Annotated in this window: 15 protein-coding genes; 3 read left to right on the forward strand and 12 right to left on the reverse strand. The window is 55.1% G+C overall.

Annotated features, from left to right (window positions below; all coding sequences use genetic code 11):
- Nucleotides 1-10: 10 nt before the first annotated feature.
- The 7 genes from PRIO_RS07695 to PRIO_RS07725 form a co-directional block, all read right to left on the reverse strand.
- Nucleotides 11-406, reverse strand: coding sequence for a hypothetical protein (locus PRIO_RS07695; protein WP_020427355.1), 396 nt, complete (start codon nucleotides 404-406; stop codon nucleotides 11-13).
- Between the two features lie 21 nt (nucleotides 407-427).
- Entirely contained in the window at nucleotides 428-946 is a 519-nt protein-coding gene (locus PRIO_RS07700; RefSeq protein WP_020427356.1) for a hypothetical protein, read from the reverse strand.
- A 95-nt stretch (nucleotides 947-1,041) separates the two neighbouring features.
- On the reverse strand, nucleotides 1,042-2,067 hold the full coding sequence (locus tag PRIO_RS07705; protein ID WP_020427357.1) for an RluA family pseudouridine synthase: 1,026 nt from the start codon (nucleotides 2,065-2,067) through the stop codon (nucleotides 1,042-1,044).
- Between the two features lie 101 nt (nucleotides 2,068-2,168).
- Nucleotides 2,169-2,354, reverse strand: coding sequence for a CLC_0170 family protein (locus tag PRIO_RS07710; protein ID WP_141639065.1), 186 nt, complete (start codon nucleotides 2,352-2,354; stop codon nucleotides 2,169-2,171).
- A 51-nt stretch (nucleotides 2,355-2,405) separates the two neighbouring features.
- Nucleotides 2,406-3,626: a Ger(x)C family spore germination protein gene (locus tag PRIO_RS07715; protein WP_020427359.1), complete on the reverse strand. Its 1,221-nt coding sequence runs from the start codon at nucleotides 3,624-3,626 to the stop codon at nucleotides 2,406-2,408.
- On the reverse strand, nucleotides 3,623-4,720 hold the full coding sequence (locus tag PRIO_RS07720) for a GerAB/ArcD/ProY family transporter (protein ID WP_020427360.1): 1,098 nt from the start codon (nucleotides 4,718-4,720) through the stop codon (nucleotides 3,623-3,625). Before PRIO_RS07720 ends, PRIO_RS07715 begins: the two co-directional genes overlap by 4 nt.
- A complete protein-coding gene (locus PRIO_RS07725) occupies nucleotides 4,668-6,323 on the reverse strand; it encodes a spore germination protein (protein WP_020427361.1) in 1,656 nt (551 codons plus the stop codon). The genes PRIO_RS07720 and PRIO_RS07725 overlap by 53 nt, the downstream gene beginning before the upstream one ends.
- A gap of 154 nt (nucleotides 6,324-6,477) precedes the next feature.
- On the opposite strand from PRIO_RS07725, the gene recQ reads away from it, so the two are divergent.
- The 3 genes from recQ to PRIO_RS07740 are packed head-to-tail and all read left to right on the forward strand — an operon-like array spanning nucleotide 6,478 to nucleotide 10,848.
- A complete protein-coding gene (recQ, locus tag PRIO_RS07730; RefSeq protein WP_046501763.1) occupies nucleotides 6,478-8,313 on the forward strand; it encodes a DNA helicase RecQ in 1,836 nt (611 codons plus the stop codon).
- Nucleotides 8,314-8,328: 15 nt separating this feature from the next.
- The gene (locus tag PRIO_RS07735; RefSeq protein WP_046501766.1) at nucleotides 8,329-10,278 is read left to right on the forward strand and encodes a B12-binding domain-containing radical SAM protein; all 1,950 of its coding nucleotides are present in this window, start codon (nucleotides 8,329-8,331) and stop codon (nucleotides 10,276-10,278) included.
- A gap of 39 nt (nucleotides 10,279-10,317) precedes the next feature.
- Nucleotides 10,318-10,848, forward strand: a complete 531-nt coding sequence (locus PRIO_RS07740; protein WP_020427364.1) for a GNAT family N-acetyltransferase — start codon at nucleotides 10,318-10,320, stop codon at nucleotides 10,846-10,848.
- 137 nt (nucleotides 10,849-10,985) lie between these two features.
- Here the strand turns inward: PRIO_RS07740 and PRIO_RS37435 are convergent, their stop codons facing one another.
- The 5 genes from PRIO_RS37435 to PRIO_RS07760 form a co-directional block, all read right to left on the reverse strand.
- The gene (locus PRIO_RS37435; RefSeq protein ID WP_407944484.1) at nucleotides 10,986-11,132 is read right to left on the reverse strand and encodes a putative holin-like toxin; all 147 of its coding nucleotides are present in this window, start codon (nucleotides 11,130-11,132) and stop codon (nucleotides 10,986-10,988) included.
- 115 nt (nucleotides 11,133-11,247) lie between these two features.
- Nucleotides 11,248-12,210 carry an alpha/beta fold hydrolase gene (locus PRIO_RS07745; RefSeq protein ID WP_020427366.1) on the reverse strand — a complete coding sequence of 321 codons (963 nt, stop codon included), beginning with the start codon at nucleotides 12,208-12,210 and terminating at the stop codon, nucleotides 11,248-11,250.
- Nucleotides 12,211-12,370: 160 nt separating this feature from the next.
- Nucleotides 12,371-13,339 carry a type I phosphomannose isomerase catalytic subunit gene (locus PRIO_RS07750; RefSeq protein WP_046501769.1) on the reverse strand — a complete coding sequence of 323 codons (969 nt, stop codon included), beginning with the start codon at nucleotides 13,337-13,339 and terminating at the stop codon, nucleotides 12,371-12,373.
- 154 nt (nucleotides 13,340-13,493) lie between these two features.
- Entirely contained in the window at nucleotides 13,494-14,099 is a 606-nt protein-coding gene (locus PRIO_RS07755) for a tRNA 5-(aminomethyl)-2-thiouridylate-methyltransferase MnmM (RefSeq protein ID WP_046501772.1), read from the reverse strand.
- A complete protein-coding gene (locus PRIO_RS07760) occupies nucleotides 14,099-15,055 on the reverse strand; it encodes a tRNA modification radical SAM protein MnmL/YtqA (protein WP_020427370.1) in 957 nt (318 codons plus the stop codon). The genes PRIO_RS07755 and PRIO_RS07760 overlap by 1 nt, the downstream gene beginning before the upstream one ends.
- Between the last annotated feature and the right edge of the window lie 237 nt (nucleotides 15,056-15,292).

A 15,292-nucleotide genomic window follows, 5' to 3' on the forward strand; every position in this document is an offset into this window, starting at 1 on the left:
GTAATTGGTCCTAGAGCTTGCGCCGGTGTCTGATCAGCCACAAGATGCCTTCTGCGAGCAGCCCGGCTGCAAATCCGCCCAGTGCAAACATTACAAACATGAGAAAGCCTGCAAGATCCTCCCAGCCGGACATTTCCCGGTACGTATAGGCCATCATAAGCCCCAGTCCGGCCAGAATGCCGGCTGTAGTGATCAGCCAGACCAGCCGTGCGCCCAGCCAGCCAAAGCCGTTTACAACTATAGATGCACCAAGCGCAAGAGCGGCATACCTGGCAAGAAGGAGGGGGCTGAAATCTTTGTGCAGCAAAACAAAACGGTCCAGCAACAGCAGCAGCCAGAGAACAAGCGCATACACAGGAATCCAGAGGGACCAGCGTTTGCTTTTGGCGGTTGGCAGGAAGCCCATGAACTCTTCACCCCGTTATCGTTAGTAGATGTCCTCCAATTCCTCCGCGCTCTGCACAAGAAACTCCAGAAGATGGGGAATATCCTCCATTTGCTCTTCGGTAATTTGCCTGTTGAACTTCAGTTCAATGCAGTTGTTGCAGGTGCCGTCTTCCTGGCCGTACCGGTAAGTGAGGGATTGAACGGGCTGGACATCCGGCCCCCAGATCGAACTGAGAATCCGCTGGGCTGCTGCACACTGGACGTTCACATTCCGGATTTCCATATAAAAGCGCAATACAAGGCCGCAGCCGGGATCGCTGCCGGGAGTTTCCAGAATTTCGTCGCTAAGCTCCTTCACCGAGGACAGCAGAACCACCTGGGACGTCACATTTTGGCTGCCGGCCAGTCTGAAGGACAAGCTGAACTCGCGGGACATCAGCGCCAGATTCAGCAGATCGGCACGGTCCGTCACGATAAGAATTCCATCCAGGTTATCGTAATCGTAAATCTGGTTTTCAAAGGCAATTTTGATGTTGTCAAATACAGTGGGATGGAACAAGAACCGCACCTTCTTACGTTTCTCTATATTGTATCATGACGCAAATTATAGTGAAAATGTTGCCGGTCATGTTTCCCCTGCCTGAATTATTGAGCTCAGTTCGAAGGTGCCGGAGCAGAGTATTTCAGGAATGTCTTGGGGATGGCGCTCTCAAAGGTAAGCAGTTCCCCGGAGGACGGATGTACGAAGGAGAGCAGGCGGGCATGCAGTCCGAGCCGCCCGACAGCTTTTGTCTCCGCACCATACTTCTTGTCCCCGACAATGGGATGTCCGATATCGGACATGTGCACGCGGATCTGATTCTTGCGTCCGGTTTCCAGGTGCACCTCCAGCAAAGAGAAGTGGCGGTTGCCCTGAATGAGCTTATAGTGGGTCACGGCATGAAGGCCGTCCCCTTCATGGGGACTGGAATACATTTTGAGCGTCGAGGTTTCCTTCAGCCAGGAGCTGATGGTTCCCTCCGGTTTTTTGACCACGCCTTCCACCAATGCCACATAGGAGCGTTCCTTTACCGTTTCTTTCCATGTATTCTGCAGCGTCTGCTGCAGCTGTTCGCTTTTGGCAAACATCATCACGCCGGAAGTATCGCGGTCCAGTCTGTGCACCACAAAGACACGGTTATGGGGATTGCTCTGGCGGACATGCTCCATCAGCTGGCGGTAGGCAGTCAGCTCATTGTCTTCACCGGTGGCGATGGAGAGCAGTCCGGCTTCCTTTTGAATCACAATCAGATCATCGTCCTCATAAACAATGGTCAGTCCGGTCATTTCCTTCGCCTGGACCGGTTTTTCAAGATCAATGGTTACGGTCTGGCCGGGATGCAGCTGGAAATTATGCTTGGTTACGGCTTTGCCGTTTACCGACACCTGCCCGCGGGAGAGCATGGATTTGATGGAATTGCGTCCGCGGCTTGTAATAGTCTTCAGCAAAAAAGCCAGCAGCTCGGCAGGCTCCGCTACCGTATATGATTTAACCGGCGATGCTGCTTTGGCTGCTGCTCCCGGCTTGCCGCTCGCTTTGCCATTTGGGACTCTTGTGCCGGGCTTGAGCTGGGCTTTGGCCTTCACTCCCGGCCTTACGCCGCGTTTGGAACCCTCTTTTGGATGTCGTCTTGTATTCATGGAAGCATTCTCCGTCCTCTAATAATGTACTCCTCAATATACCATGAGCGGTAAAGAAATACTACGAAAGAGCCCGGAAGGGGGAGGAGGTGGCTGGTCAGCTATAACAAGATAAGCCGCCAGACGATGAACAGCAAGGATACACCCGCGCAGCCCCATCCCAGTGCAGAGGCGTATTTCCTTTCGCGAACCCATCCGCTGGACTTATAGATCGCCCGGTCCACTGTGAGCAGCATCAGTGCGGAAAATATGGTGATCGCAGCAGTATAGGTAACTAGGTGCATCATGAGCTTCTCCCCGTTTCCATCCATTTGCGCGGCTAAACCGCTTATAGATTCTTATGTCTCTTTAAGTCCGACTCTCCGCAGATGCAGAGCCAGATTAATATTCACAGTGACACTGTCATAGAGCTTCTCCCAATCGTCCTTGTCATGAATATGCTCCTTCCAGTAGGCAGGGTGATGCGCGCGGATAATCTCGCCCATTCCAAAAATATCGGCATGGTCCTTTTGGGTCTGCCGGATCAGATTGTGGATCAAGGTCTGAACATTCTTATTGAATTCCTGCTCAATCTCATGCAGACTCGCCGGGGAATCGGCGGGCTTCGCGCTGTGAAAGTGCTCGTCCAAATCCCCTTCGAGGTAAATGTCATAGGTTAGAACGGGTTTGCCGTCCCGGATGGAGCTGCGGGTCTTTGTGTATCGTTTATTAGTTTTGGTCATGACCACGCCGAGCTCCCTTGTTTCGAAAAAAGCGGAGTACCCGCCCGGGTCCATTCCCTGAACCGCCATGAACGCGCCGATTTCAAGCGGCTTGGTGGTATTGACCATTTTGCCCTGGCTGAAGTAAGCCAATCCGTTAATCAGTACATTGTCTTTGTTGCGCAGCGCCACATAAGGCAGATAAGCGCTTTGTCCCCACTTGGAATCCGCGGACCAGTAGGTGCCGATATAATCGGGAGGAAACTTGCCCGAGGTTACTGCTTTCTCCATCATGGAGAGGATGTATAGTGTAGGCACGCGCTGCAGCGGAGGATTGACATCCATGAACTGCGAGGCCCGGCCTTCGGATACCAGCAGCCAGGTTCTGCGCCGGACTTCGGGATTGCGCCGGAGATAATCATTGAGATCATCCATCCTTCCACGGGCGATGTCTTCGCTGATGACAATTACCCGCAAATGCACGAGATAGCGCGGGTCGGCAATCTGCTGCTGCAGATTATTCATGGCATCATCAAGCGAATGCCCCGTCACCGTAACCACCCACACCGGGCTTGTCTTCCCGTCCTCGCTGCTGCCGCTTCCCGGACCCAGCGGCACACGTCCCGGCACGGCGATCTGCGCTGTGACGCTGATCATTTCCTCCGGCACCGGAGTATCCAAAAGATGGGTGACCTCTTCTTCCTGATCTGCTTTTTCCGGAGGGACGGTATCAATGGATAATCCCAGCACCAGTGCCCGGTCCTCGATTTCGACTTGATCCCAGCATCCGGTAAGAAAAAGGCTGATGACGGCAGCCGCCAGCAATCCGGAGCTTATTTTCAGCAGCAGTCTGTTCATGGGAGCACCTTCTTCCGGAAACGGCGGACCCCATATACGGCCCATAACAGAGCGGGGTAGCCGACCATCAGGATCATGGACATTTTCCCCAGCAGGAGGGTCCATGTATAGGTCTCAAAGACATTCTTCGGGAGCATGGCAATGGCAAAAACCAAAGGGAGCAGTACACTGGAGGTCATCCGCTGATCCCTGAATGCAAGCAAATTCTGCAGCAGATAGGCGGCTATATAATAGGTAGTGTAGATGGTGGTGTAGACAGAGATTACCCATATAACAATGAACAAGGCGTCCATCCGTTCCAAAAAACCGTCTCCAACGACCGCCGAGCGGGCGGTTTCCAGAGTGGGATAAATCAGCAGCTTGGTTTCCTCCACACCGAACATGCCTACGGAGGCGATAACAATCAGCAGATATACAGCTCCGGCTGCGAAAATACCGATTGCTCCTGCTCGTACAGCCTGCTTAGGCAGCTGCATAAAAGGAACCAGCAGCGTGATGATAAAAGAGCTTTGGAACAGATAGCTCGCTTCAAGGGCGCCTTTCCAAAAGGAGGCTGAGGGAGCGGTCAGGACAGGCTGAAGATTCAGCAGGTCGACATCTCTCATAGAAATAAGGATAGTTATGATCACCGGGCCAATAATCAGCGGCAGGTAGAAGAAATGAATGTAGGAAAACTTGATTATATTCCTTCGGGCCGACAGCTGGCAGATCAGCAGCATCAAAACAACGGTCGCTTCAATCGGTGTTTTATTGAACAGCACACTTGTAGCGACATCTCCGAACTGACGGGCGGTAAGGCCGGTAAGCATGATGAAAATGAGCCAAATGATCAAAGTGAAGAACATGGCCAGCGGCCGGCCGATAAGCCGGCGGCTGAACACAAACAGAGATTCTCTGGGGAAGCGCCGGCACAGCGCGGCCAGCAGCCAGAAGCTGAAGAAGGAGATCAGAACGCCGGTAAAAGCAACCAAAGGTGCGCTGCTGCCTCCGGCATCGGCCATATAGCGGGGAAAGCTGAGAATCCCTATCCCAATAATGGTGCTACTGATTACGGCTGCCGCCCGCAGCGTTGTGATCTGCCGGGAATGGTTCACTGGTCTCTCCTCCCTGCTGAAGAATCTGTTCGGTATAATTCCCGGGAGTGGAGGCAGGAAGCCTGGTATTATCCCGGGTGTGCAGAAAACTGGGGCGGCTGCGCATCCACCACAAAGGTACTCTCACGAGCGAGTCCTTCCAATCGCGCCATTTGCCGGGGATGTACGGAGACATATAGGGCACAGCAAAGGATTCGAGGAACAACAGATGGTTGATAATCAGGATGGTGCCGATCATCACGCCATAGAGTCCGAACATCCCGGCCAGAAGGATTAGCGGAAACCTCAGCATACGCAGTGCAATCGCCGCATTATAAGCAGGTGTGGCAAAAGAGCCGATAGTCGTCAGCGCGACAATCACCACAGTGATTGGACTGGCCAGTCCCGCTGCCACCGCTGCCTGGCCGATAACGAGCACACCGACAATGGATAAGGCCCCGCCGATCATCTGCGGCAGGCGGATGGTGGCCTCGCGCAGCACCTCCATAGAGACCTCCATAATCAGCACTTCCAGCACAGCCGGGAAAGGCACGCCGGCGCGTCCCCCGGAGATGGCTACGGCGAAATCGGTAGGCATCAGCTCCGGGTTAAACGAAATGACCGACACATACAAAGCCGGGAAAAACAGGGAGAAGGCCAAGGCGATCAGACGGATTATGCGAATGAGACTGCCCATAATAAAACGCTCGGTATAGTCATCCACCGTCTGGAAGAACTGGTTGAACAGGGCGGGAACGATCAGGGCAAAAGGTGAGCCGTCCACCAGGATAGCAACCCGCCCTTCAAGCAAACCGGCTACCGTTTTGTCCGGCCGCTCTGTGCTCTGAACCTGCGGGAAAGGAGACAACGGCTGGTCTTCGATGAATTGTTCGATGTATCCCGCATCAATGATGCCGTCGGTTTGAATCATTGAAATTCTGCGCATCACCTCGGCTACCAGCTTCGGGTCGGCCAGACTGTCCAGATAACACAAGGCTACCCGTGATTGGGTCCGTGACCCGATTGGACTGATCTCAATCCGGAAATCCGTACTCTGCAGCCGATAGCGCAGAAGGGAGAGATTGTTCTCCAGCTTCTCTACATAGCCTTCCCTCGGTCCCCGGATTACCTGTTCCGTCTGCGGCTGCTCTACACCACGGGTGTCGACCTGCCGCATGTCCAGCACAAGGGCTTCGGCTGAACCCTCTATCAGCAGAATCAGCTGGCCTTTGACGATTCCGGAAGGCAGGGCGGACAAATCTTCTTCAGTGGTTCCCTGTGTGACTTGAAGCGCTGTATTCCAGATATAATGGGACAGCCCGGCGGGATTGTCAGGAAGTCCTGGATGGTCATCGGATCGGGCCATGAGCGGTTTCAGGATATGCTCCTGAATCTGCTCCTGATTGACAAGAGAGGAGAAAAAAACAAGCGCTGCCCGGTACCGGCCGAACAGCAGGAAATCACGTACGACCAGATCACTGCTCTGGCCGAGCCGGTTAAGCAGCCTTTCCAGATTGGCTGACAGGCTGAGACTCAGCTTTTCCTTGCCCGGTTCCGGTGGAGCGGGGGACGGCTGTTTTTGTTTTTGGATAGATGAAACATATTTCTCTTTCCAAGCTTGCATGTCACGCCTCCTTGGGGCTGGAAGTTTGGAAGATCACTATCAAGTGTTGCTTAGAAAGGGATTTTTTATGCCCTGATTTACACTTCCGGCGGTTGCTCAATACCCCGTTGCCCGGTAAACTAAAGATAGAAAGTCTTAAGGAGTTATGATAGAGATGAAGATGCAAGCACCTACCATGGAACAGGCGCAGGCTGAACTGCAAAAATATTATGGCTATCCCGACTTCCGGGAGGGCCAGAAAAAAATTGTCATGAATCTGCTGGAGGGCCGGGATACGCTCGGGATCATGCCGACGGGCGGCGGGAAATCGATATGTTATCAGGTTCCGGCATTGCTGCTGCCGGGACTTACGCTGGTCATTTCCCCGCTGATTTCACTGATGAAGGATCAGGTGGACGCGCTGACCACGGCCGGAATTCCGGCTGCATATATCAACAGCACGCTGAGCGGCAAAGAAGTGAATGAACGCATCCGTGCGGCGCGCCGGGGAGAGCTGAAGCTGCTCTATGTGGCGCCCGAGCGGCTGGAGCTGGACTGGTTCCGCCTGGAGATGGCAGGCTTGTCCATCTCCTGTGTCGCGGTGGATGAAGCCCACTGTGTCTCCCAGTGGGGGCATGATTTCCGGACGAGCTATCTGGCGGTTTCCCCTTTTGTGGACGAGCTGCCGGAACGGCCGATTCTTGCCGCCTTTACCGCCACAGCTACACCAGAGGTTATGGAGGATATGGTCCGGCTGCTGCGGCTTCGCCAGCCGGGCGTATTCATGACCGGACTGGGCCGGGATAATCTGGCCATGTCGGTGCTGCGCGGGGAGAATAAACGCGAGTTCGTGCTGGATTATACGGCGCGGCACTCCCATCAGCCGGGCATTGTCTATGCCGCCACCCGCAAAGAGGTGGATGATCTGTATCAGCGGCTGCAGGCTTCCGGCATCGCAGCCGGACGTTATCATGCAGGGATGAGCGACCAGGAGCGTGCGGAGAGCCAGGAAGGTTTTCTCTATGACGATATCCGTGTCATGGTTGCCACCAACGCTTTCGGGATGGGGATCGACAAGTCGAATGTCCGTTACGTCATCCATTACAATATGCCCAAAAATATGGAAGCCTACGTACAGGAAGCGGGCCGTGCCGGGCGGGACGGAGAGCCCAGCCAGTGTATCCTGCTCTTCAGCGCGCAGGATATTATGACGCAGAAGTTCCTGATCGAGCAGAATCCGCAGGACGCGGACCGCAAGGCCAATGAATACCGCAAGCTTCAGCAGATGATCGATTACTGCTATACGACCCGCTGTCTGCGCAGCGCCCAGCTGGATTATTTTGGCGAGGAGCACGGGGACCAGCCATGCGGGATCTGCAGCTCGTGTACAGATGAACGCGAGCTGGTGGATATGACAGTGGATGCCCAGAAGATATTCTCCTGCATCCACCGTATGCGTGAACGCTTTGGCGTCGCGCTGGTATCCTCTGTCCTCAAAGGCTCGCGCAACCAGAAGGTGCTGCAGTACGGCTTCGAGAATCTGCCTACCCACGGGGCGATGTCCAGCCGCACCGAGAAGGAGATTACCGAGAGCATCAATGTGCTGATCTCGGAAGGGTATCTGGCCTTATCGGAAGGCCAGTATCCTGTGGTGCGGCTTCAGCCGCTGGCCGCCGAAGTGCTGCGCGGCCAGCGGCAGGTCCTGCAGCGGGTGGCCCGGGTGCGCAGCACCGGAGGCAGCTCCGGCGGGCGGGACCGCAGCCGCGTGCGCGATCTGTCGCCATCGGCGGTGAATGAGACGGTGTTCGAGCAGCTGCGCCTGATCCGCCGCGAGCTGGCGGGGCGCGAGCATGTGCCGTCCTACATTATTTTCAATGATGCGACCCTGCGCGAGATGAGCGTGGTTTGCCCGCAGACTGAAGCGGAAATGCTGAGAGTCAAAGGGGTCGGTGAAGTGAAATACCGTAAATACGGCAAGCCGTTCCTGGAATTTTTTCAAAATGAAATGTAAAGAGGGTTATCAGGCATGAAAATCATCCTGGCTACATTAAATGCCAAATACATTCATACCTCGCTGGCCATCCGCCTCCTGAAGGCATACAGCGAGCATGAGTTTCAGGATATCCATTTGGCGGAATATACCATCAAAGATCCCGTGATGAATATCGTGTCCGACCTCTTCCAGAAGAAACCGGATGTGATCGGGTTTTCCTGTTATATCTGGAACATTGAAGAGACCGTCAAGGTGATCGGGATTCTCAAGCAAGTGATGCCTGAGGTTACGGTTGTGCTGGGCGGGCCGGAAGTATCGTATGAGCCGCTTTACTGGATGCAGCGGGAGGCCGGGATTGATTTTGTCGTGAACGGTGACGGGGAAGAGACCTTCCACCATTTGCTTCAGGAGCTGCGGGATGATCGCAAGTTTCATTTTGTCTATGGAGCTGCGTACCGCAAGGGGGAAGAGCTGATCGTCAATCCGCCGCGTCCCAAAAGCGATCTGAACACCCTGCCGTCCCCGCACCGCTTCCCGGATGATCTGCCGGATCTCGGCAAGCGGATTGTCTATTTTGAGACCAGCCGGGGTTGTCCGTTCAACTGCCAGTTCTGCCTGTCCAGCATTGAGGTGGGTGTGCGGTACTATGATATTGAACGGGTGAAGGCGGATTTGCTCTATCTGATTGAGAATGGTGCCAAAGTCATCAAATTTCTTGACCGCACCTTCAATATCAACCGCAATTACGCGATGGAAATGTTCCAGTTCCTGATCGACAACCATCAGGGCTGTGTGTTCCAGTTCGAGATTACAGCGGATATTATGCGTCCTGAGGTGCTGGATTTCCTTGCCGAGCACGCGCCTCCGGGCATCTTCCGCTTCGAAATAGGCGTGCAGTCCACCAATGACGAGACGAATGAGCTGGTCAAACGCCGCCAGAACTTCACCAAGCTGTCCCGCACCGTTATGAAAATCAAAGCCAGCGGCAACATCGACCAGCATCTCGATTTGATTGCCGGGCTGCCGCAGGAGGATTACGCGACCTTCCGCAAGACCTTCAACGATGTATTTGCCATGGAGCCGGAAGAGCTTCAGCTCGGATTCCTCAAAATGCTGCGCGGCACCGGGCTCCGTGCCCAGGCGGCCAAATACAACTATACGTATATGGAGCACGCCCCATATGAGATTCTGAGCAGCCATGTGATGCCGTTCTCCGACATTATCCGCCTCAAGCGGCTGGAGGATGTGCTGGAGAAGTATTGGAACAGCCACAGGCTGGACCACTCGGTTAAATACCTGATCCGCCATGTGTTCCAATCGCCGTTCGATTTCTTCCAGGAGTTCGGCGATTACTGGGAGGCGCGGGGCTGGCAGAAGATCGGGCATCAGCTCGAAGATCTGTTCACCCGGCTGCATGCTTTTCTGACGGACCGCAGAACGCCTTCCATGCCCGTCATTACGGGGCTGATGAAGCTGGATTATTTCCTGGGGCACAAATATAAGCCGCGCAAAATCTGGTGGGATATTACGCTGGACAAGCCGGAGTGGTCTCATTATATGAAGGAGATCGCCGAGCATCCGGAGCGGCTCTCTGCCAAGCTGGCCGATGCGGGATTCAGCGAGCGGGAGCTGCAAAAGTTCACCGTGCTCGAAGTGCTGCCGTTCCGTCTGGAAGCCGTGCTGGACTCGATCAGCGGACTGCGCTTTGACCCGGCAGCCGTGGCTGTTGCCGAAGCGGCGGACAATGCTGACAGGATACCGGACAGCTTAAGCCCGGCAGGCGGCGGGGAGGCGGGGACGGCAGCGGCTAAGAGGGGAGCGGCGAATCCGGCAGCGTCAGCCGCAGCGCCGCTTGCGGCGGCGGACAAGCGTTCCACCGCTCTGGCGGAAGCTCTGCCAGATGCCGGTGGAAGCACCCTGCTGATCGTCATGTACCAGCAGGATGAGAGCCAGCGGGCGCAATATTACGCGCTGCCTTTGTAGGCAGGCGCGCCCTTGATTGGGCTGGGAGGGGGAGACAGAATGAACAGTGCTGTGCAGATTTCTTTGCGTTTATATGAAGAAAAGTACAAGGAAGACCTGCTTGCCTTTGAGCTGCCGCCGGAGCAGGCGGAGTTCACCGGGTTGCCGGAAGAGACTTTGTCTGAAGCTGTAGCAAATCCCGGCAAAACTGCGGTTGTCATTGTCCAGGAGGAACAGGCGGTAGGCTTTTTTGTCCTTCACCGTGGAGAAGGTATTGCGGACTTTTACCCCAATACAACCGGGGCCATACTGCTGCGCGCGTTCCTGATTAACTATGCCAGCCAAGGCCAGGGCATAGCCAAAGCCGCACTGGTGGTGCTGCCGGACTTCATCAGCACTCATTTTCCTTGGGTCCGCGAAATTGTACTTGCTGTCAACGAGCGGAATATCGCTGCCGCAAGCCTCTACTCCAGAGCAGGCTTTCTTGATAAAGGGCTCCGCCGCAGCGGGGGCAAGGGGCCGCAGAAGGTGCTTCAATACGGGTTGGACAAGCCATTGGCGGAGATGCATTCTTCCTCGGGGATTATGTAATAAAATGGGTTATGCTATAATACAATAAAAGAAGGAGCTGTGTCACCAGCACAGCCCTGTTGTACAACCACTGCTGAAGAGCAGCCGGTCGTCCCGTTTTATTTGGTTGGAGTAGACCGTTACCTTACAGGTACGGTCTATTTCTTTTTAATGTAGCCAAGCAGTGCCAATATGAACATACCGAACATGAACATTAGGGTAATAGCATCTTTAACATCCATTACCTTCACCTCCTCTAGGGAGTGCAGCTGCTGCTCATGAACATTGTTGTACAAGAGAATCATATCACATTTGGTATGTTAAAAAATGGAGCATTAGTAGATTTATAGCGGAAAAATGCAAAGACAGGCTTTCCGGAATGAATGGAAAGCCTGTCTTTTATACGTTTATGCCGGATAGCTAAGGAGCAAGCGGCTGAAGCAGCAGGGATTCTGCCGGAAGATGCCGGACGAGCCAGTCCAGCACATCCGCAGTCACCTCATCCCGGTTGACCTCGTTGAGCATTTCATGCCTGCCTTCCGGATACAGCCTGTATTCCACATCTGAAATTCCTTGCTCCCGGTAGATCTCTGCCAGGCGCAGCACGCCTTGACCGTTCATGCCGACCGGGTCTTTGGCTCCGGCGAACAGATATACCGGCTTATCCCTGCACAGGGTAACCAGCGTTTCCCTGGAATGGATATCCCGCAGCAGCCGGAAGAAATCGCGGAAGAACCGGGTGGTGCAAATCGCTCCGCAGAACGGATCAGCTATGAAGCGGTCCACCTCCTGCGTATCACTGCTCAGCCAGTCAAAAGCGGTCCTCACCGGTGTGAAAGACCGGTTATACGGACCAAAAACAATACCGTTCAGCAGAACACTGCGGTGGCGCTTCCCCTGCAGCCTGAATTGCAGCCCCGCCAGTGATTCTCCGAGCCGGAGCATCGTGCGCGGCCCGTTGGTGCCGCTGAGAATGAATCCGGCATAGATGTCACGGCCTTCCTCGCACATCAGCTTCTGTGCCAGAAAGGAGCCCATGCTGTGGGCCAGCAGGAAGATCGGCAGGCCCTCATGCCGGGAGCGGGCGATTCCGGCGAGCTGGAGCAGATTGCGCCGCATCCAGTAGAATCCATTCTCGCCGGTATCGCCGAGCAGCTCAACCCGGCCTGCAGTCTGCCCGTGGCCGCGGTGGTCATTGGCATATACCGCATAGCCTGCTCCTGTGAGCGCCGCTGCAAACCGGGCATACCGGGCAGCCGTTTCACACATGCCGTGGGCAATCTGGACAATCCCTCTGACCGGCGCCTCCGGTTCCGGCAGCCATTCATACACATGGATGTCGACCCCCAGCGGATCGGTCATCTTAAAAGTGTTTTCCCTCATCCCGGTCCTCCTAAAAGTTTTGTGAGCCATACTTCTTGGAGATTGAGCAATAATGTAACAGCAAAGCGGACACACCCTAAATTCTACCTGCAATACCGCTTTGGTGGCATGGACCTAAGTTTGAGCCTTACCCGTTAATATATGCCGGCACAGGCATGGTTTATGGCAGATACGAACGCAGCACCGTGGAGTGGCCTTCGATTCCGTAAGCCCCAAGAGTGGACGGAAGGAGGTAGCATTCTCCGGCCGAATAGGGCTGGGAGCCGCCTTCCCAGGTCAGATGTCCGCTGCCTTCGCAGACCACGAGAATAGTGAAGCTGTCCGGTGTGGTGGAGAGGCTCCATTCCCCGTTTACGATGCCTTTCTCTACAATAAAGTAGGGGGAAGCGGCAATCTGCAGCCACTCTCCGGCTACAGCGCCGTCTGTCTTCATGGAGGTTGCGCCTGCGCCTTCATAAGCGGTTACGTTAAGCGAATCCTCGATATGAAGCTCACGCGGTTTGCCATCCAGGCCCGGACGGTCATAGTCGTAAATCCGGTATGTAGTGTCCGAGTTCTGCTGAATTTCCGCTACAACCACTCCGGCACAGAGCGCGTGAACAGTTCCGGCAGGGATGTAGAAGGCGTCACCGGCCGAGACAGTGATTTCCCGCATGGTATCCATGACCGTACCGCTCTCCAGCGCCTCACGCAGACTTTCGCGGGTTACGCCGTCTTTAAGGCCGTAGATAATTTTGGCGCCCGGTTTGGCGTCCAGCACATACCACATTTCTGTTTTGCCCAGTTCTCCCTTTGGCAATTCTTCATAATCATCCGTAGGATGCACCTGTACAGACAGATTGTCATTGCAGTCCAGCAGCTTGATCAGCAGCGGGAACCGGCCGCCGTCCTTCGGGCTGCCCTTGCTGCCGAACCATTCATGGCCGAACTGCAGGCGGATCTGATCCAATCCTTGTCCGGCAAGCTCGCCGTTGAGCACCGAAGACGTGCCATTGGGATGATCGGCAATCATCCATCCTTCACCGATGTGGCCTTCCGGCAGCTCCAGGCCGAATTTCTCCAGGGCCCGGCCTCCCCACACGCGTTCTTTGAACTCCGGTTGAAATTTTAAAGGATAAGGCTTAGTCATCACTGCATCTTCCTTCCGATTGTAGAATAATGTGCTTACTTACTGTTTTGCGCAGATTCGAGTAACTGCGGCTTTTCGTCATCCGGCCCGTCAAAAAAGAAAATAGCGGCTGCCGTTCACCGGTATTAATGTGCTCGATCCTGGTTACGGCCACCTACAGATCCGCTTCTTTTTTCTTCTCGACCGCCAGCGTGTAAGGGGCCGAGGCCCGCTGCAGCTGGCGGTAGACGATGGCCTGCGCCTGGCGGGAAGGGAGGCCTGCCGCCCAGGCTTCCACGGCGGCGGCTTCCCGGTCCCCGCCTTCGTGGCCGGGATAGAGGACGGCCGTGATAATGCCGCCCGGCCGCAGCAGCGCGAGCGCGGCCTCCAGCGCGGCCAGCGTGCTGGAGGGCTCGGTGATGATGGTCTTGTCGGCATCGCCCGAGGGCAGATAGCCGAGATTGAACATCACCGCCGAGACCGTTCCGCGCCAGTCCGGCGGAACGGCTTCCGCCATTGCTGCGTGGCTCTGCAGCAGCAGCGTTACGGGAGACAGCGCCGCCCGCGCTTCCTCCCGGGCCAGCCGCAGGCGCTCTTCGGCCAGAGCCAGCGCCGCAGGCTGGATGTCGAAGCCGTACACCCCGCCGCGCGGCCCGGCCGCTTTGGCGAGGAACAGCGTGTCGGCACCGGTGCCCACGGTGGCGTCAATCGCCCGGCCGCCCGGCTGAAGGCGGCCCTCCGTTAATTTATGAGCAAAGCTAAGGACCGACATAAAGCCCATTAGCTCTTCCTCCAGTATTTACCCTGCCAGGTATCCCGGGCAATCAGTTCATCATCAATGGCGTTCAGCACTTCCCATTTCTTAAGGCTCCACAGCGGACCGATCAGCAGATCGCGCGGGGCATCGCCGGTCAGGCGGTGCACGATCATTTCCGGAGGAAGAAGCTCAAGTGAATCGGCGATCAGCTTCACATACTCATCCTGTTCCAGAAAACGCAGGAGGCCGGCTTCATATTGCTTCACCATCGGCGTTTTGCGCATCAGGTGCAGCAGATGGATTTTGATGCCCTGCACGTCCATGTTCGCCACCGCTGACACAGTTTCCAGCATCATTTCATGCGTTTCCTGCGGCAGGCCGTGAATAATATGCGTGCAGACGCGGATGCCGTGACGGCGGAGCTTCTGGACAGCGTCAATGTAGCACTGCGTATCATGTGCCCGGTTAATCAGCTCAGAGGTGGAATCATGAATGGTTTGCAGCCCCATTTCGACCCAGAGGTAGGTCCGCTGGTTCAGCTCAGCCAGGTATTCGACCACATCATCAGGGAGGCAGTCGGGGCGCGTAGCGATGGACAGGCCGACTACGCCCGGCTGCTGCAGAATGACTTCATAATATTCCCTGAGTTCCGCGACTGGAGCATACGTGTTCGTATAAGCCTGAAAGTAACCGATATATTTGGCATTCGGCCATTTCAGATGCTGTCTGTCCCGGACATTATTGAACTGGGTCACCAGATCATCGCGGCGGCTGCCGGCGAAATCCCCGGAGCCTCTGGCGCTGCAAAAGGTACAGCCTCCTTTGGCGATGGAACCGTCGCGGTTGGGACAGGTAAAGCCGGCATCGAGCATGACTTTGAACACTTTGGTGTCCATATGCTCACGCATTTCATAATTCCAGGTATGGAAACGTTTATCCCCCCACAGCAGTGGAGAGGAGGTCTGTAGAAGGTTGGACATGCGGTACTCCTTTCTCTAAAATATAAGGATTTATCTGTCCCGCGCCATCAAGCATCCTTATATTTCTCGCTGAAACGGACCGTCCCTTGCAAGGACGGTCAAGCCGTTCCTACTTAACCTTTCCATTGTATCAAAAATCAGCGGTCAACGTAACATGAAGGCCGCTGGAATTGAGGCGGAAAATAGGCAGGAATAATAGCGTTTTCATCTTGATAATGCTTACACACTATGTTATAT

The organism is Paenibacillus riograndensis SBR5 (genome assembly GCF_000981585.1).
GTDB lineage: Bacteria > Bacillota > Bacilli > Paenibacillales > Paenibacillaceae > Paenibacillus_AQ > Paenibacillus_AQ riograndensis.